We start from the raw sequence: 20,583 nt of genomic DNA, 5'->3' as shown, positions 1-20,583 counted from the left end.
TTGTTTTTACCCTTTAGGACTCGAGAAATAAAGCTGCATTGAATTGAATCCAACACAGCTTTAAAGAAACTTTAATATAATTTTCCTTGGCGATACAATACGGTAGACAGTTTCATAACAGAATGAATGAAACAATTCTGGCGTAATGTAAAAGGGTCACCAAAATATTGTGGTAAGATCATTTCCATGGTTCCTGTCATTTTTCCAACTAGCAACTTGAACACTTCTTCTTCCGTATAGAATTGTGTTTCACGGCCTTGAAGCCATTCAAAATATGAAACGATTACACCACCGGCATTTGCTAATATGTCTGGAATGATGATAACCCCTTTATCACTTAAATAACGATCGGCTTCACCCGTGACCGGTGCATTGGCCCCTTCCACAATTATTCTCGCTTTGATCTGCTCCATATTGTCTTTGTGAATTTGATCTTCTAATGCAGCAAGCATTAACACATCGACATCAAGTGTTAAAATTTGATCCCGGTCATGAATGTCAGCTTTTACTCCGCAATGAGCTAATTGTTCCTCCGATGTCGGCAAGTCTCCGCGGTTTTTTGACGTGAATTCAATCAGAGCTGGTATGTTAAGCCCTTCTGAGTTATAAAGCATAACGTTACGGTCGCTAACTGCTACGACTTTATTTTGTAGCATTTTACAGTGATACGCTTCAAGAGCGGCCACTGAACCAACGTTACCAAACCCTTGTACCGCAAGCTTTAGTGGTTTATCTGTATAATGAAGCAAGGTTTGAGCGAACTGATTATCACTTTTTCTTAAAAAAGCTTGCTTCTCCTGCAAGAAATCATGAACCATGTAACGAAAAGAGAAATACACTCCTTTACCCGTTGCTTCTCTTCGGCCTAATGATCCACCATTAACAACACTTTTACCCGTAAAGCTGCCAAGATAGGCTTCTCCAGGTCTTATGCTCTTATATTCGGCCATCATCCAATCCATTTCCCTGTCTCCAGAACCCATATCTGGAGCTGGAATATCTTTATCTGGTCCTAAAATATCACTAAAATAATGAACATATTTTTGACAGATCAAATTTATTTCTTTCGCAGAATGATTTCGAGGGTTGACGATAATTCCACCTTTCCCTCCCCCAAACGGCACATCATGTAGTGCATTTTTCAATGTCATCAAAGCAGCAAGATTCATCACTTCTTCTTCATTAACTGATTCATGAAAACGAATTCCACCTTTGTAAGGGCCAAGTGTATTATTATGTTGTACACGAAACGCTGGAATCCGAACAACTTTTCCATCGTCTAACGTGACTCGTAGAAAAGCCTTATGTACTTTGTTTGGTGTTGATAAAATAGCAGCCAATGAGGCAAAGGCTTGATTTCTATCCTGATTTTGTAGCTCTGGCAGAAAAGAGGAATCCTCCAATAATGCTTTTAACGATGCTTGTACAATTTCTCCAGTTTGACTTCCCATTACAAAACCTCCTATTGCATTCTTGGATGTTTCTAATTAATAAATACCCTCACAACAATATATAAAACGTTTTCTTCTTTTTTATTCTATAAAAGTGTAATCATTTAGTTTTTAGCTCTGCCTTTATTTCATGAATAATATCCATTTTGTTATCCCAACACTTTTGACTTAAGTCAACTGGATATTCTTCAGGGTTTAAAGTACGTTGATATTCTTCCCAAAGTACATTCAGATTTTCTAAAGCAAATTGTTGAATTGCAAAAATGTCAGGATTCTTATAAACGAGCTCTCCATCAACAAATACATTTGTTAACAACTCACGCGCTTCAAAATTCGATACATACTTACTAATGAACGTATGAGTAGGATGAAACATTTTTAATTGTTCTTCTTTTTGAGGTTCTTCATCTTCAAGAGTGATATAATCCCCTTCAGACTTCTGATTAAGTGTATTAATAATTCGATACACCTTCTTCATACCAGGCGTGGTTACTTTTTCTGGGTTAGAAGAAATCTTAATCGTATCGACCATCTCGCCTTCTTCGTTTTCTATGGCAACAATTTTATACACTGCACCTAAAGCTGGCTGATCAAAAGCTGTAATTAGCTTTGTCCCAATCCCCCAAACATCAATTTGGGCCCCCTGAGCTTTTAAACTTAAAATGGTCTGTTCGTCAAGATCACTGGACGCGACAATTTGCGTTTGTTGGAAGCCCGCCTGATCTAACATCTTTCGTGTTTCCTTTGAAAGATAGGCCATATCTCCCCCGTCTAGACGTACACCTAAGAACTCGACCTTTCCTTTGAATTCCTTTGCTACCTTAATCGCTGCAGGCACTCCTGAACGGAGAACATCGTACGTATCGACAAGGGGAATGAAGACTTTATTTTTCCTCCGCACACAGCTTTCAGCGTATTTTTTCATAGCTAAGTAATCACTTTTATACACTTGTATCATCGAATGCGCGTGCGTTCCAGACACAGGAATTCCAAACTTCTTCCCTGCCCGCACATTACTAGTTGAATCAAATCCCGCAATAAAAGCGGCTCTAGTTCCCCAAATTGCTGCATCCATTTCTTGTGCTCTGCGCGAGCCAAACTCAAGTGCCTTCTCCTTCCCAATCACCTGCTTAATTCTCGATGCTTTTGTTGCAATAAGCGTTTGATAATTAACGATGTTCAGTAATGCAGTTTCTAATAATTGCGCTTCCGCTAACGTTGACTCTACTTGCAGAATTGGTTCATTCCCAAATACGAGTTCCCCTTCACGCATTGAGCGAATCGTGCCCGTGAATGTAAGTGACTTTAAGTATTGAAGAAAGTCCTCTTCATATCCGATCGAGTCACGTAAATACTCAATATCACTGTCACTAAAACGAAATCCCTTCACATATTCAATAATACGCTCTAGCCCAGCAAACATGCCGTATCCATTTCCAAATGGCAACTTTCTAAAATATAATTCAAACACGGCCTTGCGATTATGCATATGATCATGCCAATACGTTTCAGTCATGTTGATTTGATAAGCGTCTGTATGTAGTGCTAAGCTATCATCTTTAAATTCCATCATATACCTCCTGAAAATAACTATTAGTAAATAAGTATTTCCTTAATTATATTATCTAAAAGAAAACTTATCTTGTACTATGCTTTAAACAGAAACCAATTCATAATAAAATAATGAGAATTACTAGAAAGAGGTGACAGGGTGAAAAAAGCAAAAACGAATGCTATGAGGAGTTTGGATCAGCAAAAGATCGCATATGAGATCATAAACTATCACGTGAATGATGGGAAAATAGACGGCGTTTCTGTTGCTAACAAAATTGGCAAACAAGCAGAATATGTATACAAAACTCTCGTAGCCCAAGGTAGTAGTAAACATTTTTATGTGTTTGTTATTCCAGTTGAAGCAGAACTTGATTTGAAAAAAGCTGCAAAAGCAGCCGAAGAAAAGAAAATAGAAATGATCCCAGTTAAAGACATTGTAAAAGTAACAGGCTACATTCGCGGTGGCTGCTCACCAATCGGTATGAAAAAGTCATTTCCTACTTTTATCGCTCATGAAGCACAAACACTTGAAACAATAATTGTTAGTGGTGGAATGATTGGTGTCCAAATTGAGATAACAGTAGAAAATTTAATCGACGTCACAGGTGCAACATTAGCACCAATCATAAAAGGAGATTAAGCATGCAAATATTAATGTAAACAAGAACGGTTTCTAGTATTTTGAAATAATTATTAGTTTACCAGAACTGCTTCACCTATTTCCTAAGAAGTCTTAAGAGCCACTGAAAAAGGAGACACACATCCCTTTTTCAGTGGCTCTTTAATTAACAGGCCCAATTTTATACATTAGAAGAGTCGTCATAATCATAACGAAAGCCGTCTTTTTCAACGTTCTTCATTTTTTCTTTTTCCTGTTTTATTGAAGGAATTTGATTACCCTGCTCTACCTGTCTTTGCTGATTGAATTGTTTTTCCTTTTTCATTTATCCTTCCTCCTTTACATCTAGATGTATATTATTAGTCCAAACAAATTTCTTATGCTCATCTTTTGATTAAACACGCTCCCTTACCTGAAAATAGGCTCGCAGTACTTGAGCTAAATAATCATATGGAGTTGTTTCAACCTGTCCATATTCACTCAAGGTATAAAGATGAGTCGCATTAGGTAACTCCCTTTTCAACTGTTTTCTTAAACTCTTTCCAGCATCATCAGCATCAACAAACACATATACATCTTTATCTTCAATCGGATAGATTAAGTTTTCTAATTTTTCATCACTCAAGGTTCCATATGTGCAAATAATTTCTACAGGCTCAACAAGTACTTTTTTTACACGCTTGCGGTCACTTGTTCCTTCTACAATTAACACTTTCTCCTCCATAGCTTTCACTCCCTCTTTTTACTTTGACCAATCTGAATAAATTTATCGTACTTTTTGTTTTTGTATAGCGATATTCGAATAGATTAATAAATGACGCTCATACTAAATCGTATCGAAAGGAGCGGGTTACCTTGAAGATTGATTTAACAACTATTTATGATCAAATGCCGGACTTTAGAAGTCATGAAGAAGCCCAGTCATGGTTTAAAAGCTTATTTAGTGATCGATTTGTCCTAAAGGATAGCGATGTGATTGAAGGGGAGAAGGTCTATTATTATCACCTTATTAAAGATTATGATGCTTATCAAGAATACATCGAAAATCTTTCAAGTTCGACAGAAGAAATTACTACGGTTGAGCCTTTTAAAAGCTATTCAACAGTCGAAATTAGTGAGCATGGTGGTATTAGTTTTTCAATCTAACAAAGACCTATCCCTTCTTGGCAGTAGGGGTAGGTCTTTCATTTCCTTCTATATTGCTTGCTAACTTTTAGAATAAACAACTTTGGGGATTTCGTTTAAAGCGACCCCTTCTTTATAGTAAAGTCCAGGCTGTAAAATGACAAAAAAGATATGTGCATTTTTATAACCATAGTTATTTACCAATCTATATATCATTGCTGCTATAGCATCATGGGTACTCTGATCTCTTTGAAACATTGAAATTTCAACAAGAGGCGGGTTATTTGTTAACTGTTCCGCATGAAGGAGTTCTACTTTTACTATTTCCATCGGAATTTCAGCAATAGTTGCAAATTCTTCAACAAGATAAGGACTAAGTTGTTCGAGGTCTTGTTTTTCAAAGCCTCTAAACCTTACAAATGGCATGGAATCAATCTCCTTTGCTTGAAATAGCCTTAAAGATTACTGGCACGATTGTTTCTCTTTATTTGATGCTGCATGTTCTTCATTACATATCTTCCATAAACTACATTATACACCGCCATTCCTAATAAAAGGACAAAGGATGAATAGAAATAAAAGGAATGTAAGCTTATCTCTGCAACGATGATCCCTACGATAAGCGATCCAAACGCAATACCAAGATCAAAAATGGACAAAAATGATGCGAGGGCCAACCCCCGCTTATTAGGAGCCGTTCTTTGAACAGAAATTGTTTGAAAAGTTGGAAACAGAGTCCCCCACCCTAATCCGATAAAAGCAGCAGCTACTAAGAACAGAAATGCAGTCTCTGAAACACTTAAGAGCAACATCCCTACAGCAAAAAAAGCAATGGAGGGATAGACAATCATACTTGCACCAAAGCGGTCAAATCCCCTGCCAGTAAATGGTCTAGAGATAACCATCGCAACAGCATAAACAACAAAAAAGTAACTTGAAATATGCAATAGTCCAATTTCCTCAGCATATACCGGAACAAATGATAATACCGATGAATATATGATCGCAAATAAAGCAGCTACTATTGCTATAGGAACAGCTGTTTTTTCCACCCATTCAAATCTACGTTTTTTCACGCTCTTCTCCACTTCAGCGGCATTGGTTCTAGTCTTGCCAAGAAGCATCGCAAACAACACAGCAAGTATATTGCAAAAAATAACGATTACAAATAACGTAATCATGCTCCAGTCACGAATCGCTGTTAATCCTAAAAATGGACCTAAAACAACGGCAATATTAAATGATAATGCATAGTAGCCCATTCCTTCTCCTCTTCTCGCTTCAGGGATGATATTAGCTACAATGGCTCCTGTTGCCGTAGTCGCAATTCCGAACCCAATTCCGTGAAATAACCTAACAACCATTAATCCAAAAATTGAATCGACAAGTACATACAAGAATGACCCTAAAACCAAAATAGCAAGACCACTAAATAAGACGATTCGTTGTCCATAATCTTCAGCCCACCTTCCGGCAAAAGGGCGAATCACAATCGCTGTAAGTAAAAACAAAGTAACAACGAATCCTGCTTCTGCTTCAGTTCCTCCTAACTCCTGAAGAGTGTATATCGGCATAGTCACAATTAAATAATAAAAACCTAAAAAGACCAAAAGATTGCAAATTGTAATGAAAATAAAATCCTTTGACCAGAGCGCTTGATTAGCCATTATCTTCTCCTAACTCCCAATAATTACCTAGGTAACTATTTCTCACATGTTAATTACTCTAAACTATTAAAGTCGATCTAAATTCTCATGCATTTGCTCGACAACTCGTCTGAAAATATAAAGCTCCTGTTCACTAATTCCTGCTATCGTTTCATTTTCTATCTCTTGCGCAAGCTTTAATAGTTCTGGATAATGTTCACGTGCTTTATCCGTAAGACAAACAAAGCGCTCTCTGCGATCCTTTCCAGACTCTCTATTTATCCAACCATCTTCTTCTAGACGATTCAACGTTCTCGTAATCGTCGGTGCCTCAACGTTCAAATACTTACTAATTTCAATCTGTGTTACTTTCCCCTTCTTAAATAAAAAGTAAAGAATTGCCCACTGTGAACTAAACAGACCAGTTGGCGAAAGCTGTTCATCCCACTTTTTCTTAAATTTGCGAGCCAACTGATTAGTAACATGACCATATAACAATGTCATAGAAATACCTTCCTTCTTTATTCCTCAATTACTTACCTAGGTAATTATAAACCTTTAAATCAACTTTTTCAAACTATTTCCCCTCTCTAAAGAAAAGGCACTTTGTATAAATAATAGACATACAAAAGCTTTGAGCAACGATTAGATTGATTTGGTAAAAATTTACACAATTTCTTTTCATCATTCTATTTACAAAGAAAAATACCTAATAGTAAGATACCTAGAGAAAGCGTTATCAACCCTTATAAGGAGCTGATCAAATTGTTAAAAACTTTTCTTATAACTTCTTTGCTATTGTTACTTGTTGCAAGCTTTATCGAAAAAGCGCCTTTTGGCAATCAAGCTTATACAGATAGTGAATTAAAAGGCAGAATAATGGATGTAAGCGGGAATCATGTATTGCTTCTTATTCATTCCAATAAAGCTCCAACTAGCATTAATAAAATTTGGGTTGAATTACAAGAGGAAGCGGATATTAAACAGGATCAGCGAATTGTTGTCAATCTCATTTCTAATAATCATGAAACGGAAAAAAGCTCTCCAGCTACCCTCGTTGACAAATATCCTTTTGATGGTTGGAACAATTAAAAAATGAAGCCGGGACACAAGAGTTTTTATCATAAAAAATCCGAACGTAGTAGCATAGCCATCCGCTCCGGAATTTCACTTCGCTTTTTTGGAGCGGATGGTGGGCCTCATCGTAAGAACGCACTGTCGAGTATCACCCTTGTCTTTTGATCCAGCAGGAGTTCGTATATGTCCTCCGCTAAGGTTGTCTCAATTAAACACTTTAGTTATGTCCAAGCGGCACCTACTTTCTACTCAACAATTACGAGCAATTCGTTGATTCTTTGTAATGTCTCTTTTGCTTTCCCAGTAATCGTCACATCAAAATCATTCTCGACTTCTTCAAGATTAATTAGAATGGTTTTTCCATTTGAAAGAAATGGAAGTTCACCAGCCGGATAAACCTCTAGACTCGTTCCGATTACAATCACCACATCAGCTTCCTTAATCGTCTCAAACGATTGCTTCCATGCTTGTTGAGGTAACGCCTCACCAAAAAGTACCACGCACGTTCGCAACTTTCCGCCGCAATGCGAACATGGTTTACCCTCTAGAAATTCATCGGTTGTAGCTTCCTTTTCACATTGTTGACACTTCAATTGCTTTATAGAGCCGTGCAGTTCTTCAACATGCTGACTTCCTGCTTCCTGGTGAAGTCCATCAACGTTTTGAGTTGCCACAAGGTGGACTAGGCCCCTCTTCTCCCACTCCGCTAGAATATTATGACCATCATGCGGTTTAATCTTTTGTAAGGATCTCATTCGCATGCTATAAAATTCATGAAACAGAGGATAATCTTGCTCAAGGGCTTCTATCGTGGCAACTGTTCTAGGATCTACTTGTTTCCACCAACCAGAACGAGATCGAAAATCAGGAATGCCACTTTCCGTTGACATACCAGCTCCCGTAAAAACTACTGTTTTAGATGAGGCTTTTATGTATTCGGCAACTTGAAACATTTCAGGAAGACAACTCTTTGCCCATGGCTTGAGGTTTTCTTTAGTAAGACCCTCATTTGTCAACTCATCCCATACTTGCTCTCTATATAAAGAATTGAGAAAGGAAGGTGTTACGTGATTCCAAACAGTACGAAGGCTTTTAAATGCCTCAAGGAAATTAGGATACTGCTTTGCCTCTTCACGTTCCTTTGTTTTAAACACCCACTCATTATCTTCACTTTGACCTCTTAGAATCTCGATCCTTCCGCTTTCTCCATCTCCTACCAACTGCATAACGGTTTCCCAGTTCTTCATTAATCTGTCTCCTTTATGTAAATCTTAATGTTGTTTTATTCACATCCTTTCCAATTCCTCATTACTTCTATTCTTAAACGTAGAATTTGATAAAAAAAAGCAGAGGTTTGTTGAACCTCCACTTTTCACCTACTATCAAATGATCTAAGCCCGCGCTGTCAATAAGTGAGATATCTTTCTCACGACTATTGGCTTTAGCTCATCTAAGTGATGTCTTTTGAAATAACTTTGTTGGAGAGCTTGATAAAATCGGACATGTACTTGTTCAACTTGATATACGTTTAAAAAAGAAATAATGACTGTATAACAAAATAAAAAGTAATATTCATTTTTTGTTCCTTGAACGATCTCTAATCCAACATTCACGTTTTCTTTCGCTTCCTTTGCATTTCCTTCCGCAAAGAGAAGCAAGCCTCTCAAGATCGATGCCATTCCAAGTTCACGTTGATAAGGTCGCTCGATCAACAATTGCTCCACTTCTTCGATTTTCTTTTTAGCTACTACCAACTGTCTTCTACGTAAGTACAACATGAACTCAATCATTAATACAATTGGGTAAAATCCATTGTCTGGCGTGTTCACTTTTTTTTTGGCCAGCTCAATCTGTTCTGTCGCTTCGTCCATCTGATTATTTAGTAAATATTGAATAGGTAAACTGATATACATCAATTCATCTAGTAAGTCAGATTCTAGTTTCATTGTTGCTAATACTTTTTTCGTAACAGCAATTGAGTCATCTAAGTTCCCCTCAAGATGGACATATAGATCAATATAAATATAAACTTTATCCAGTTCGGACAAATGCTCTGACTCTAGAATTTTTTTATATTCTCCTTTTATGATCATTGATAGCAATTGTTGCTTAGGATCAAGAGGAACGGCAAGGGAAGGAGAAGATATCAATGTCTCAATTGCTTTTCCTTGTCCATACATGTAATACAGACGAAATAATTTATTCGTCTGTTCAATAAATTCTCTATTGTTCATAAGGGGATTAGACTTTTCTGGAACTTCAACTATCTTCAAGCAGTACCCATAACCTTTTTTCGTTTCAATTCGAAAAAGGTTGCACCAACGGTTGAGTTTTTTCCGAAGACGGTAAATATGATCATCTACTGTCCGGTCACTAGGAGATTCTAATCGCCAAACAGCATCAAGAAGCTGCTCGCGTGTGAACGTTTTTTCTTTATGCCGATAAAGGTAAGCAAAAAGCAAAAACTCTTTTCTTAGCAATTGAACACTTTCATTCTCAACCGTTACTAAGAATTCTGCCTCATTTAACTCAATAGTCAATAAGAACTCCCCCTCTCTTCTTCCTTTATCATAAGGGAGAATCCCCCATTAACTACTAAATTCCCAAAAAATAAAAAGAAGAAATCAAAGATCTAATGGACCTTTGATTTCTTCTTTTATCGTAACGGAGAATCTTGTTACTTCACAATATTCTTCCACCATCTTGCGTCTCGCTTTATAAGAGTAAATACATCTTTCATAATTAAATCCCACTTTCGCGGCCTTTTTCTTTTTATTTTTGTGTACTGATGTCCTTCTTGTTGCTCCTTTATTTTCTGCATAACCTCTTGCCCATTTATAAATAATTCATACATGTTCATTCGTATCACTCCTTCTATACACTACTTTAAGCCGTGTATGTCAGAGCAATATCAGAGGGAAGAAAAAGTATGCCTAAAATGAGAATTTCCAGAAAAGATTATTCCTAATCTGCTGTTGGAAAATAAGACAAGGATACCTTTAAGTTTGCATTTTTTTCTCTAATCACATTCAATAACTCTTGGTCCTTTACTTCTTTTTTGCTTCTAATTGCATACGTATATTGAATCATTGTACCAAGATTGGTCGTCTCCACTTGCCTCAAAACATGGTAATCGGTTAGTGTAGCAAATATCTCATCAAACATATTCTCATGATTTAGGTTTTCAGGAACGGTCACTTTTAAAATTTGTGTATCCTTGCCCTTGCCATAATCAAATTTATAAAGCAAATAAAAAACAATGCTAGCAAATATCGTCAAAATAATCGCCAACTCAATTTGAAACAATCCACATGTCATACCGATACAAAGTCCAAAGAAAATATAAGCAATATCAATCGCTTCTGTTACCGCACTTCGAAAACGAATCAACGAGAAGATTGCGAAGAGACCTAATGCCACTCCTGCATTATTACTAACTACATTCATAACAACAGAAACCAATACACTCATCATAATAATTGTATGAACAAATGATTGAGAGTAACGCTCTCCAGAAAAGGTTAATTGATACACTTTTGTTACGATTAAACTCAGCCCTGCTGCGCCCATCATTGCAAAAACGGTCATCAGATAAGATGATTGCTCTATGGTTCCACTTGTAAAAAGTTGATTTAATTCTTGCATGTTACATTCCTCCAATCATAACCTTCTCTTTATTTACATGACTACCGGACAGCCATTTGTTACTTAATAGCTCCGCACTCGTACAAAATTTTGAAGCGCTTCTTTGTTCACAATTTAATTCTTGTAGCATTCTTGTTAACCAGAGCGGTACACTATCCGTAACCTTCACTTCAAGTACAACTAAATTAGCATCAATGAAATTGCTCCCATATGGACCATTTTCAATACGAAGATCATTCTTTCGGCACCGTAAGTTCAAGTCAAATGTAATACGAAGATCTGAGTTGGTAATTGAATGAAATGCATGACGATCATAACTAACCACCATCTCAGGTTTTAGATTGTAAAACTTCCGAAAATGATCAATCTCTTTCAATACTTGATAATTTGAAGTTTGATAATCTAAAACCGAGTCACTCTCATGTTTCTCCAAATAGCGATACGCCTCGCGAAGCGGGATGACCATCCTCCTTTTATTAACAACATTATTATATTTCTGCTTTACTTCAAAAAAAGCATCGCCATCAATCGACGTATCATCATAAATACGCAATCTAAGCTTTTGACGAAAATTTAATTTGTTTTTTGTTTCATAATAAATTTTTTGATCTGGCGTCTCGAAATATAAACTTGTTACACTATAACGACCTTCATCTCCAAATTTATCGTAGCGCATATACGGATTCATCTTTTTCACTAATTGCTCGTATTGATGCACTGAAATTAAATACTTTTGCTCTCTGCGGCTAAATATCTCTAATGCCACATGCATCATCCCCTCACTTATTCGTTGTAACTACATACTACAGATCAAATCTGAAGAAATGTTTATAAGGAAATGAGAAAATGCTGAGAATAAATGAAGCTTATGATAAGAAGCACTAGCTAAAGACTTTCTCTAAAAAAGGAAGTAGTCGCCATCTAAGCGACTACTTCCTTTAATTCCTTACAGTTGAATATGCGACGAGATCCATTCCTCATCCTGTGGCGGGTCATAAACTTCTAACAATTTATAGGTTGGCTTTTCGCTACTAAGTAGCTGAAGTTCACTCTCTAGTTTATCGCATAGCACTTTATGAGCTTGTTGTGCATTCAATTTTGTGTCCCAATAATTTAATGCACGATACTCTCCAATTGTATCATCAAAAAAATAAACATTGCCTCTAAAACCTGATAAAGTCCTACTTATTTTATCAAGTTTTTGTGTAATTCTTTCTGCATCTAACCTCTTATTACGACCTAATTGATATTGTACTAAACGTGCATAATACACGATTACCACTCCTATCTTATTGAATCAATTTTTTTATGAATTAAATAATCTCTATAAGATATTAACGTGGGGCAAAAAAGGTTAGACTCTTAATATAACTACTTTGGACTTATCGTGTTTATCTCTTCTTCAAATTATTTCTTTCTTCTTTCCATTCTGATACGAGTACACCGTAAATAACATGATCAACATAATGGTCATATAACCACTCTGCTTGTCTTATCTCTCCTTCTTTTACATAACCTAACCTTTCAGGAATACTACGGCTTCTTTGATTGTTAACCGCGGCTCTAATTTCAACTTTATTTAAACGTAATTCATCAAAGGCATAATCTGTTAACGCTTTAGCCACCCTCGTCATAATACCATTTCCTTGGAAATCTTTTGCAAGCCAATAGCCAATATGACCCACTTTATTGTTCCAATCAAGAACGTTATATCCTGCAATACCTACGGCTTCATCGTTATACAATATAACTGTATTCATACTTTTTTCTTCAGCAAATGCTGTTACACAACCTTTTATAAATCCTTTCGTATGTTCAAGCTCCGTCGTTTGATCTAGCCATGGAAGCCATTGGCGTAAATAAGCTCGTGATTGTTCTGTTAGATGGAAGATCCTTTCGCTATCTCTTATATCAATAAGCTTTAAGGATAGTTCATCGTCAATTTTATGAATAAACATTCTAATCTCCTTTGTGATTGTTTAGATAAATAGATAAATTGTTATACTAATTAGTAACCAAAAGAAAGAGTCTAATAAATAATGCACATATTGCTTTTTTTGTTTTTCATACTTCCATTTTTCGAAACCAAAAAGCAAATTGGTAAAAGCACCTAAAAGGGAAAAGGCCAATAGGAAACCAATTACTTCAAGCAGAAGACTCGTAATTAAAAATAAGCTTAGAAGGGCATAAAATATCGCATGGAACACCTTATGTTGGTGCTTATACCATCCTCTTTTTGCTGTTTGTAGCTTTCCTCTTACCCACAGATGGGTACTAACGGCAAGGACGAATATACTTACAATCAAGATGTAACCCATATCTCACCATCCTTAATGTCTAAGTTGTGATCATTTTATCACAGATGACTTAATCTGGGATTTTCTAGAAATTATTTTGCAAACAATTAATCTAGTGCTATATTTTTCTTCATCTTGCTTTATACTGCGAATAAAAAAGATAAAGCTGACATCTACGTGATATCAGCTTCATCTTTTTTAATAATCATTACTTGCTTTTGCCTGACTAATAACCGTTACTTCTTCTGTTGCTGGCTTATCATATTTAATAAAGAAAGAAAGGATAAGCGTACCTAATGTTAGTACAGCCAGGACAATAAAAGCAATGTTCGCTCCATATATATCAGGATGTGCGATCGCAGGTTGCTGCTGTGCAGAAGTGGCACTAGTCGTCATAATCGTTACTAATATTGCTGTACCTACAGATGCAGCTGTCATTCTCATTGTATTATCCAATGCAGCACCATGAGGTATTAATTTCTTAGGCAATTGATTTAATGCGGCAGTTTGAATCGGCATCATAACAAGTGCCAAACCGAACATTCGGATTGAATACATTATTGTAATATAGGCAAAAGACGTCTCAAGTCCTAAATTTGTAAACGAGAAAGAAGACAATGTTAAAATCGTCAAACCAACCAAAACAAGCCACTTAGCACCAACTTTATCAAAAACCCTTCCAATTATTGGAGAAAGCAAACCTGTGATGAGTGCACCAGGCAATAGCGCTAAACCAGCTTCAAAAGCGGTAAACTCTCGCATGTTTTGCATAAATAACGGAATGAGTGTCTCTACGCCAATTAACCCCATAAATGAAATCATCCCTATTACGACTGCAAATGGGAAAATCGAATACTTAAACACACGAAATTCTAGCATTGGCTGTTCAAGCTTTAATTGCCTTGTGACGAATAGAAATAGTGATAATACACCGACTCCAATGGTGATCAACGTAATCATGTCAGACCAACCGTGGTTGCCAGCACTCGTAAAACCATAAAGAAGTCCACCAAATCCCAAAGAAGAGAATACTATTGAAAGTACGTCTACTTTTGGTTTCGTAACCTCTGTAACATTTTTCAAAGCAAAAACTGCTATTAAAATATCGATTAAAGCGATTGGTAAAATGATGAAGAATAACAGTCTCCAAGAATAATTGCCTGTAACCCACCCAGACAAAGCAGGTCCGACTGCTGGTGCAAAAGAAATAACAAGACCAATCAATCCCATTGCTGCACCGCGCTTATTGATCGGAAAAATCATCAAAAACACAGTTGTCATAAGTGGCAGCATCACACCAGCTCCTGTTGATTGTATAACCCTACCGAGTAGAAGCACTTCAAAATTAGGAGCTACCCCTGCAACTAAAGTTCCAAATGCAAAAATACTCATTGCTGCGATAAATAATTGTCTTGTCGTATAGCGATTTAACAGAAATGCACTAATTGGAATCATAATACCATTCACGAGCATGAATACCGTCGTTAACCATTGCGCACTATTCGCCGTGACATTCATTTCAGCCATAATCGGTGGAATGGCCGTAATCATTAATGTTTGATTTAAGATTGCAATAAAGGATCCTGCAAGTAATAAAGCAACAATTGTTGTTTTATTATAATTCGTTGTTGAGTCCATCAAATTCCCTCTTTCTCTCTATATGTACCTAAGTAAATATTTGAAATAACACTAATACAGATTAAACGAAATGCAAGGATTAATCTATCCTTTTTATATTAAATTACATTTACATTTTCAGGAAAAATAACCAATCCATATATGATACAATAGCCATTGGAAAAGGTGGAGATGAAAACATGATACGTTCTTACCTATTATTAACAATTACAATCATCATATTTTCAGGGAATATATTAGTTGGAAAACTACTAAGCGAAGTTCCTCCCGTTACAATGACATTTTTTCGTTGTTTGATTGCTTTGATCATTTTATTTCCTGTCGGTTTTCGAGAACTAAAAAACAATCAAACACTTTGGTTGAAAGAGTGGAAGGCTCTCCTTTCCTTATCAGTAAGTGGGATCATTGTCTTTAATGTGTTTTTGTACGCTTCGCTTCAATTCACTTCGTCTACAAATGTAGCAGTCATTGAAACAAGTACTCCTGTTTTTGCTCTGTTACTTGGAATGATCTTTTTAAAGGAACGGTTAACGAAAATACAAGTTAGTGGGATCACCCTGTCATTAGTAGGGGCATTATGGGTTATTTCAAAAGGCGATTGGCAAGTCATTCAACATTTTCAATTTAATATTGGAGACATTCTCGTATTAATCGCTGTGTTCGCATGGGCTATTTACTCGTTATTAATTAAACAACATAGTTATATTCCTCTCTATGGAAGTTTGGTTGTTATGTTGTTTTTATCTTTAGTCATTTTGCTTCCATTCGCCCTATACGAATGGAAAGCCGGCATTCCAAATTTATTACAACCGCAATTACTAGCTGGACTTCTTTATTTAGGAATTTTCCCTTCTGTCATTGCACTAATTTTCTGGAATATTGGCGTAGCAACTATTGGACCTTCTCGGGCATCTATTTTTCTAAACCTTCTTCCATTTTTCACGGTCATTGGCGCAGTCTTCTTCCTTGATGAACCACTTTCCTTAAATCAGTTGTTTGGAGGCTTGGTGATTCTTTTTGGTGTTTACCTAACTACTAAGGAGAGAAAAAAGCTGGAAGAGACGTCGATTTCAGCTAGTGGATAGATGCTTAGCAAAAAAGTAAAATGAGAGACCGAAGATTATTAAATGTGTTATTTCTAATACAAAAACCGACAACCTTAGCGGAGGGATATCCCTGCGGGGCAAAAAAAAACGGTGAGACCCCACAATGCGTTAGCATAAGGAGGCTCACCAGCCGTCCGGCAGAAAGCGAAGCATATTTCCGGTGAGGATGCTATGCTATTACGTTCGGATTTCTCGTTAATAAACACTCTTTTGTTTCGGCCTCTCCCAAAACTTATGTCTATCGAATTTTCACACTATAATACCTCAATGCTTTAGGAACACCCTTTATCTCAAACACTCCGTTCATAATTAACGATCTAAGTCGATACTCAATATATTCATCACCAATATATTGGTTGACATGTCCTATCACTTCTCCTATTACTCGTGCCGCTTTTATAAACGACTTATTCACTTGTTCATAATGTAAGTTTCGAGCTTTCTGAACGATATAATCATCATAGAAATCCTCACTTACACTTAAGACTTCATTCCCTTTCCAAATTCGTAGAACATCATGTGCAGTTGCTAATTCTTCCCATTCCTCCTCAAATTGTTGACGCTCCATCTTTTCTAAAAATCGGAGCCTATTTGAATGTTCATAAATCATTTGAACCTTCTCGGGACTTATCTCTCCAGTATACAAAGGGCGGTAAGCGATATTTGAATCGACAGGATAAAGTTTCGATGTATTTAGAACCACCACTTCATTTTGTCTTCCTTTTAATAAATATAGAACAAACCGTAAACCCGTTTGCTCATGAGCGTTGTCACCATACCAGATCAAGATCGGATTATTGTTAGGAATACGTTTCACTTTCTCTATTGTCTTATCAAAACGCTTCAAATAAGAGTCAATGTATTTTTCATGATAATTAATATGATCCTTCAACCACTCATAACGATTAACTTTCCCTACCTCTTCTTCTAGGTTCCACAAAGGTCCAATCGAGAACTGATCAGAAAAAGTTATAACCTCTTCTTTTTCTTTTCCTAATTGCTCTAATACACTTTTTAAGCATCCAGATGCAGAATCGCCGAAAACAATATGCGCTTTTTGGTATTGGGACTCAACGATCGAAGAGCCCTGTTTTTCTAATAGATCTTGATAGAAAGTTTTAAGCTCTGTGAGCTGTACCTCTTGAAAGCTAGATGTTGACTCTAACATGTTCATTTTAAGAAGGAGATGAAACAAAAGCTCTTTTGCTTCCTCTTCATGTAAATGCTCAATTTTTTTCTTTAATTCATTTATCATGTTTAAACCCTCCCTCAACATCTTTGTGGCTTTATCCTTTCTTTATTCTAACAACTCGTATAAAATCCCTTTCTCACTTATATAAATCTCAAAATTAAGTGAATAAAATAACATATTTTTCAAAATAATAACTTAGCAATACTTGGTTTGTTTATAAAATAGGAGGTTAAAACATGTATTTTTATAAAGAAGATCTAATTAACATGATCGTACCTGATAAACCTGACCCAGCTGCAGCAAAAGTACTACAAGAAGCTCTTGGTGGACGTTTCGGTGAAATGAGAACAATGATGCAATTTTCATTTCAGAGTGCTAATTTTCGCGGAAAAGCTAAACCCTACCGAGATTTAATTAGAGGTATTTTTTTAGAAGAAATTAGTCATGTCGAACTTGTTCAAACAACGATTAATCAATTACTAAATGGTTCTGGGGAAGAGGGAGTTGGGAATGTTGGAACAGATGGTGCGCCTTTAGAAGATGCTGTTAAAGAACATGCAAACCCGCACCATTACATAATGGGGGCACAATCTTCGCTACCTGTAGATGCAGGAGGTAATCCTTGGACAGGTGCATATGTATACAGCCATGGAAACCTAATTAGTGACTTGCTAGATAATTTGGTTCTTGAATCAACCGGCGTCCTACAAAAATCGAGAATTTACGAAATGAGTTCAAATAAGACATTTAGAGAGACTTTAGCCTTTTTAATCGTGCGTGACAATGCACATCAAAACGCGTTTGCCAAAGCACTCGAGACACTTGGAGTTGATTGGGGCAAGTTATTCCCAATTCCAAATTATGATATTAATATGTTGACATGGGCTTCCATAATGCCCAATTCAATTTTAGACTAGATCAGACGCAAATTGGCGACATTTTCAAAGGAGAATCACCTAGTCGAAACAGCAATGAATTGCACGTTATCGCCCCACCTGAAGGCTACCCTGTTCCTGACCTTCCTGAGATGCCTAATGAACATAGCCCTGGCCTATCTGACTTGAATTCTTAATTAAAGCCAAAACAAAGAACGATTAATGTGCATAGAAAGTGCCTGTGTTATAAGAACAATAGCACAGGCACTACTATTATGAAAACAACCCTTGTCTATTTTTCACCTTTTCGTACAATTGCTCTAATGTCCCCTGTTCATCTACTCGAAATTGAGGTTGACCACGATCAATAACATGTCCTTCAACTAAAAATGTTTTCATTCCGATGCTACTTGCTGACATATCTTCTTGCTTATCATTTCCAATCATTATACATTCATTTGGTTCTACCCCAAGGCGATTAGCAATTTCTAGATAGTATTCCTTATGTGGTTTCGTAAAAGAAATTTCTTCATAAACAGTGACTATTTCAAATGGAATGTCATCGATCCCCGCCCACTTTAAGCGATGGTAAATGGCAGCTTTAGGAAAAACAGGATTCGTCGCTACCGCCAAGCGAAATCCTTGGTTTAATGCTTCTTCTACCAATTTTTTTGCGAGCGGAGTCGGACTTGATAGGTGGGAAAATGTCGGAAAGACTTTTTCATAAAATTCATCAAGCGCTGGCCAAATTTCTTCTTTTTGTAAGGAAACAAGCGGTAGAAACGTGTCTTCAAACACTTGTGCATTTGTCTTGTTAGGTTCAAGGTTTTTCATCATTGCATCCGTTCCCGTCAGCAAGGCTTTCACAAATACTTGAGGATCTAAAATATGGGAGACTCTCGGAGCTAACTCTTTTATGTAATGGTTCACAAATTTCTCTGTATCCATTGGTAATAACGTTCCGTCTAAATCAAATAATAATACTTTTACCATGATCACACCTCACACCCTTTTCTTCGTTCTCCGAAATAACCATTCCAATTATATCAGATTTTTCCAATTTAACGAATTGACTACCCACATTACTTATTCAATCTCTTTATAAATCATAAAGGTTAGGAAGGAAGAATTCCACTTTATAACTTACACTTTATCATTTCAATAAACACATCTTTCATCTTTCCTATAATCCTTCTTCGCAAGTTACCGAAGTCAATGTAAAGAACAGTCCCTCTTGAATAATAACAGTACCTTCATTATCTATACAATTTTCTGCTATAACTTTATTAGCTTCGTGGTTTTCCTGGATTTGATTGAACCGTATAACAGCAGCGACGACTATTAGTAAGATTGCCGCTAACAAAACCACTTTGTTTTTCAACAAAGAGCCTCCCTCCTTTCAAATTGATAAAAAATCATTAGTTCTTCATTCTTTTTCTTAATATAAAGGCAAATAATAACACGATAAAAGTACAGAAAAACATAGCTCCTGCCAACATTGCAATCCCTATTCCATACCAAGGATTCGTCATGCCTGCTACAACAAAACTACTAAGAAATAAAAAGATAGATACACCAAAACTAGTCATCGTAGGTATATAAGTTCTTCGTTGCTTCTTATGAAAATGAAGAGTAAGAGCAGTTATAAATAAAACATATAAGGAAGCAACTGTCCAACCATTTATAACACGATCGACCGTCTTGAAAAACCAATACTTTACTACTGATTCAGGTAACTCAAACTCTAATTGTTGTAACGCTTTCGTCTCAAGATCCAATGTCATAAAACGATACATTTCTGGCTTTATAGGCCAATTTAAATCTTGCAAAAAGGCGACTGTATTAGATTGATGAAAAAAGATTGGAGCATGAACAAGCGAATCTAGCTCTGTCAGTTTGGTTGTTTGTTCGCTAGCAATATCCTTCATATATAATTCATATTTAAATAGATTACTAGTTAATGATGCTTCAGATATTCCTGTATACAGGACTGAGTTTTTATCTGTTGACACATCAAAAGAGGCTAAATAGGTATCCCTTGGAAACAAATGCTTAAAATCAGCTAATTTTTCATTTTGATCATGAATTGAAAAAGCATAGACTGTATCTCGATTACCGGTAAATACACTATAGTATAATTCCTCGCCATCTTTTGAAAATACAAGAGTGTTTATATGCGGTTGGATACTTGTTGCTAACTGTTCATGATGCTCTCCTAAAAGATCTACCGTATAAATGTTGCTTCCACTCACTGATTCTCCTTCAGCTTTATTTAAATCTGAAGCTGACATTGCAACATAATAAATACGGTCTTCAACCGGTGAAAAGACAGCATCAATGACATGATGCTCTTCATTG

At 36.4% G+C, this 20,583-nt stretch carries 24 protein-coding genes and 1 pseudogene; 5 read left to right on the top strand and 20 right to left on the bottom strand.

From position 1 onward, the window contains the following. Positions 1–71: 71 nt before the first annotated feature. Together BkAM31D_RS06475 and BkAM31D_RS06470 are read right to left on the bottom strand one after the other, a co-directional pair. Complete coding sequence (locus BkAM31D_RS06475) at positions 72–1,451, bottom strand: Glu/Leu/Phe/Val family dehydrogenase (RefSeq protein ID WP_066154398.1); 1,380 nt, start codon at positions 1,449–1,451, stop codon at positions 72–74. 100 nt (positions 1,452–1,551) lie between these two features. Further along, complete coding sequence (locus BkAM31D_RS06470; protein ID WP_066154395.1) at positions 1,552–3,024, bottom strand: nicotinate phosphoribosyltransferase; 1,473 nt, start codon at positions 3,022–3,024, stop codon at positions 1,552–1,554. A gap of 138 nt (positions 3,025–3,162) precedes the next feature. On the opposite strand from BkAM31D_RS06470, the gene ybaK reads away from it, so the two are divergent. Beyond that, on the top strand, positions 3,163–3,645 hold the full coding sequence (gene ybaK / locus BkAM31D_RS06465; RefSeq protein ID WP_066154391.1) for a Cys-tRNA(Pro) deacylase: 483 nt from the start codon (positions 3,163–3,165) through the stop codon (positions 3,643–3,645). Between the two features lie 160 nt (positions 3,646–3,805). On the opposite strand, the gene BkAM31D_RS23475 is transcribed toward ybaK, so the two are convergent. Together BkAM31D_RS23475 and BkAM31D_RS06460 are read right to left on the bottom strand one after the other, a co-directional pair. Continuing rightward, positions 3,806–3,949: a hypothetical protein gene (locus tag BkAM31D_RS23475; RefSeq protein ID WP_157076809.1), complete on the bottom strand. Its 144-nt coding sequence runs from the start codon at positions 3,947–3,949 to the stop codon at positions 3,806–3,808. Between the two features lie 69 nt (positions 3,950–4,018). After that, a complete protein-coding gene (locus tag BkAM31D_RS06460; RefSeq protein WP_066154388.1) occupies positions 4,019–4,348 on the bottom strand; it encodes a toprim domain-containing protein in 330 nt (109 codons plus the stop codon). 131 nt (positions 4,349–4,479) lie between these two features. On the opposite strand from BkAM31D_RS06460, the gene BkAM31D_RS06455 reads away from it, so the two are divergent. After that, entirely contained in the window at positions 4,480–4,770 is a 291-nt protein-coding gene (locus BkAM31D_RS06455; protein WP_066154386.1) for a hypothetical protein, read from the top strand. Positions 4,771–4,830: 60 nt separating this feature from the next. Here BkAM31D_RS06455 and BkAM31D_RS06450 read toward each other — a convergent pair whose 3' ends face one another. The 3 genes from BkAM31D_RS06450 to BkAM31D_RS06440 all read right to left on the bottom strand — a co-directional run bounded on the left by BkAM31D_RS06450 (position 4,831) and on the right by BkAM31D_RS06440 (position 6,899). Further along, complete coding sequence (locus tag BkAM31D_RS06450) at positions 4,831–5,175, bottom strand: DUF1904 family protein (protein ID WP_066154384.1); 345 nt, start codon at positions 5,173–5,175, stop codon at positions 4,831–4,833. 29 nt (positions 5,176–5,204) lie between these two features. Then, positions 5,205–6,416 (bottom strand): MFS transporter, encoded by a 1,212-nt coding sequence (locus BkAM31D_RS06445; protein WP_066154382.1) that lies wholly within the window; start codon positions 6,414–6,416, stop codon positions 5,205–5,207. A 66-nt stretch (positions 6,417–6,482) separates the two neighbouring features. After that, positions 6,483–6,899 (bottom strand): MarR family winged helix-turn-helix transcriptional regulator, encoded by a 417-nt coding sequence (locus BkAM31D_RS06440; RefSeq protein WP_066154379.1) that lies wholly within the window; start codon positions 6,897–6,899, stop codon positions 6,483–6,485. A 261-nt stretch (positions 6,900–7,160) separates the two neighbouring features. Here BkAM31D_RS06440 and BkAM31D_RS06435 point away from each other — a divergent pair, with 261 nt between their 5' ends. Further along, positions 7,161–7,487 carry a hypothetical protein gene (locus tag BkAM31D_RS06435; RefSeq protein ID WP_066154377.1) on the top strand — a complete coding sequence of 109 codons (327 nt, stop codon included), beginning with the start codon at positions 7,161–7,163 and terminating at the stop codon, positions 7,485–7,487. A 230-nt stretch (positions 7,488–7,717) separates the two neighbouring features. On the opposite strand, the gene BkAM31D_RS06430 is transcribed toward BkAM31D_RS06435, so the two are convergent. The 9 genes from BkAM31D_RS06430 to BkAM31D_RS06390 form a co-directional block, all read right to left on the bottom strand. Next, complete coding sequence (locus BkAM31D_RS06430; protein WP_306807454.1) at positions 7,718–8,719, bottom strand: SIR2 family NAD-dependent protein deacylase; 1,002 nt, start codon at positions 8,717–8,719, stop codon at positions 7,718–7,720. 144 nt (positions 8,720–8,863) lie between these two features. Next, complete coding sequence (locus BkAM31D_RS06425) at positions 8,864–10,012, bottom strand: winged helix-turn-helix domain-containing protein (RefSeq protein ID WP_066154375.1); 1,149 nt, start codon at positions 10,010–10,012, stop codon at positions 8,864–8,866. Positions 10,013–10,149: 137 nt separating this feature from the next. Next, complete coding sequence (locus BkAM31D_RS06420; RefSeq protein WP_066154372.1) at positions 10,150–10,332, bottom strand: hypothetical protein; 183 nt, start codon at positions 10,330–10,332, stop codon at positions 10,150–10,152. Between the two features lie 104 nt (positions 10,333–10,436). Beyond that, positions 10,437–11,117: a DUF4956 domain-containing protein gene (locus tag BkAM31D_RS06415; protein ID WP_066154369.1), complete on the bottom strand. Its 681-nt coding sequence runs from the start codon at positions 11,115–11,117 to the stop codon at positions 10,437–10,439. 1 nt (position 11,118) lies between these two features. Next, complete coding sequence (locus BkAM31D_RS06410) at positions 11,119–11,883, bottom strand: polyphosphate polymerase domain-containing protein (protein WP_066154366.1); 765 nt, start codon at positions 11,881–11,883, stop codon at positions 11,119–11,121. A 180-nt stretch (positions 11,884–12,063) separates the two neighbouring features. Next, positions 12,064–12,390: a hypothetical protein gene (locus BkAM31D_RS06405; protein WP_066154363.1), complete on the bottom strand. Its 327-nt coding sequence runs from the start codon at positions 12,388–12,390 to the stop codon at positions 12,064–12,066. A gap of 118 nt (positions 12,391–12,508) precedes the next feature. Next, entirely contained in the window at positions 12,509–13,075 is a 567-nt protein-coding gene (locus BkAM31D_RS06400) for a GNAT family N-acetyltransferase (protein ID WP_066154361.1), read from the bottom strand. 21 nt (positions 13,076–13,096) lie between these two features. Beyond that, positions 13,097–13,435 carry a DUF4181 domain-containing protein gene (locus tag BkAM31D_RS06395; protein WP_066154358.1) on the bottom strand — a complete coding sequence of 113 codons (339 nt, stop codon included), beginning with the start codon at positions 13,433–13,435 and terminating at the stop codon, positions 13,097–13,099. 177 nt (positions 13,436–13,612) lie between these two features. Then, positions 13,613–15,052 (bottom strand): DHA2 family efflux MFS transporter permease subunit, encoded by a 1,440-nt coding sequence (locus BkAM31D_RS06390; protein WP_066154355.1) that lies wholly within the window; start codon positions 15,050–15,052, stop codon positions 13,613–13,615. Positions 15,053–15,231: 179 nt separating this feature from the next. Here BkAM31D_RS06390 and BkAM31D_RS06385 point away from each other — a divergent pair, with 179 nt between their 5' ends. Next, positions 15,232–16,137 carry a DMT family transporter gene (locus tag BkAM31D_RS06385; protein WP_066154353.1) on the top strand — a complete coding sequence of 302 codons (906 nt, stop codon included), beginning with the start codon at positions 15,232–15,234 and terminating at the stop codon, positions 16,135–16,137. A 259-nt stretch (positions 16,138–16,396) separates the two neighbouring features. On the opposite strand, the gene BkAM31D_RS06380 is transcribed toward BkAM31D_RS06385, so the two are convergent. Continuing rightward, positions 16,397–17,413 carry a DUF1835 domain-containing protein gene (locus tag BkAM31D_RS06380; RefSeq protein WP_066154351.1) on the bottom strand — a complete coding sequence of 339 codons (1,017 nt, stop codon included), beginning with the start codon at positions 17,411–17,413 and terminating at the stop codon, positions 16,397–16,399. Between the two features lie 173 nt (positions 17,414–17,586). Here BkAM31D_RS06380 and BkAM31D_RS06375 point away from each other — a divergent pair. Next, positions 17,587–18,422 (top strand): annotated as a pseudogene (locus BkAM31D_RS06375) (manganese catalase family protein). Between the two features lie 76 nt (positions 18,423–18,498). On the opposite strand, the gene BkAM31D_RS06370 reads toward BkAM31D_RS06375, so the two are convergent. The 3 genes from BkAM31D_RS06370 to BkAM31D_RS06360 form a co-directional block, all read right to left on the bottom strand. After that, positions 18,499–19,218, bottom strand: a complete 720-nt coding sequence (locus BkAM31D_RS06370; RefSeq protein WP_174521908.1) for an HAD family hydrolase — start codon at positions 19,216–19,218, stop codon at positions 18,499–18,501. 190 nt (positions 19,219–19,408) lie between these two features. After that, positions 19,409–19,606 carry a hypothetical protein gene (locus BkAM31D_RS06365; RefSeq protein WP_157076808.1) on the bottom strand — a complete coding sequence of 66 codons (198 nt, stop codon included), beginning with the start codon at positions 19,604–19,606 and terminating at the stop codon, positions 19,409–19,411. Positions 19,607–19,643: 37 nt separating this feature from the next. Continuing rightward, complete coding sequence (locus tag BkAM31D_RS06360) at positions 19,644–20,477, bottom strand: TolB-like translocation protein (protein ID WP_157108278.1); 834 nt, start codon at positions 20,475–20,477, stop codon at positions 19,644–19,646. Positions 20,478–20,583 lie beyond the last annotated feature (106 nt).

The sequence above is a fragment of the Halalkalibacter krulwichiae genome (assembly GCF_002109385.1).
Taxonomy (GTDB): domain Bacteria; phylum Bacillota; class Bacilli; order Bacillales; family Bacillaceae_D; genus Halalkalibacter; species Halalkalibacter krulwichiae.
The sequence above is the reverse complement of the archived record's forward strand: the minus strand, read 5'-3'. Positions and strand labels throughout refer to the sequence as shown.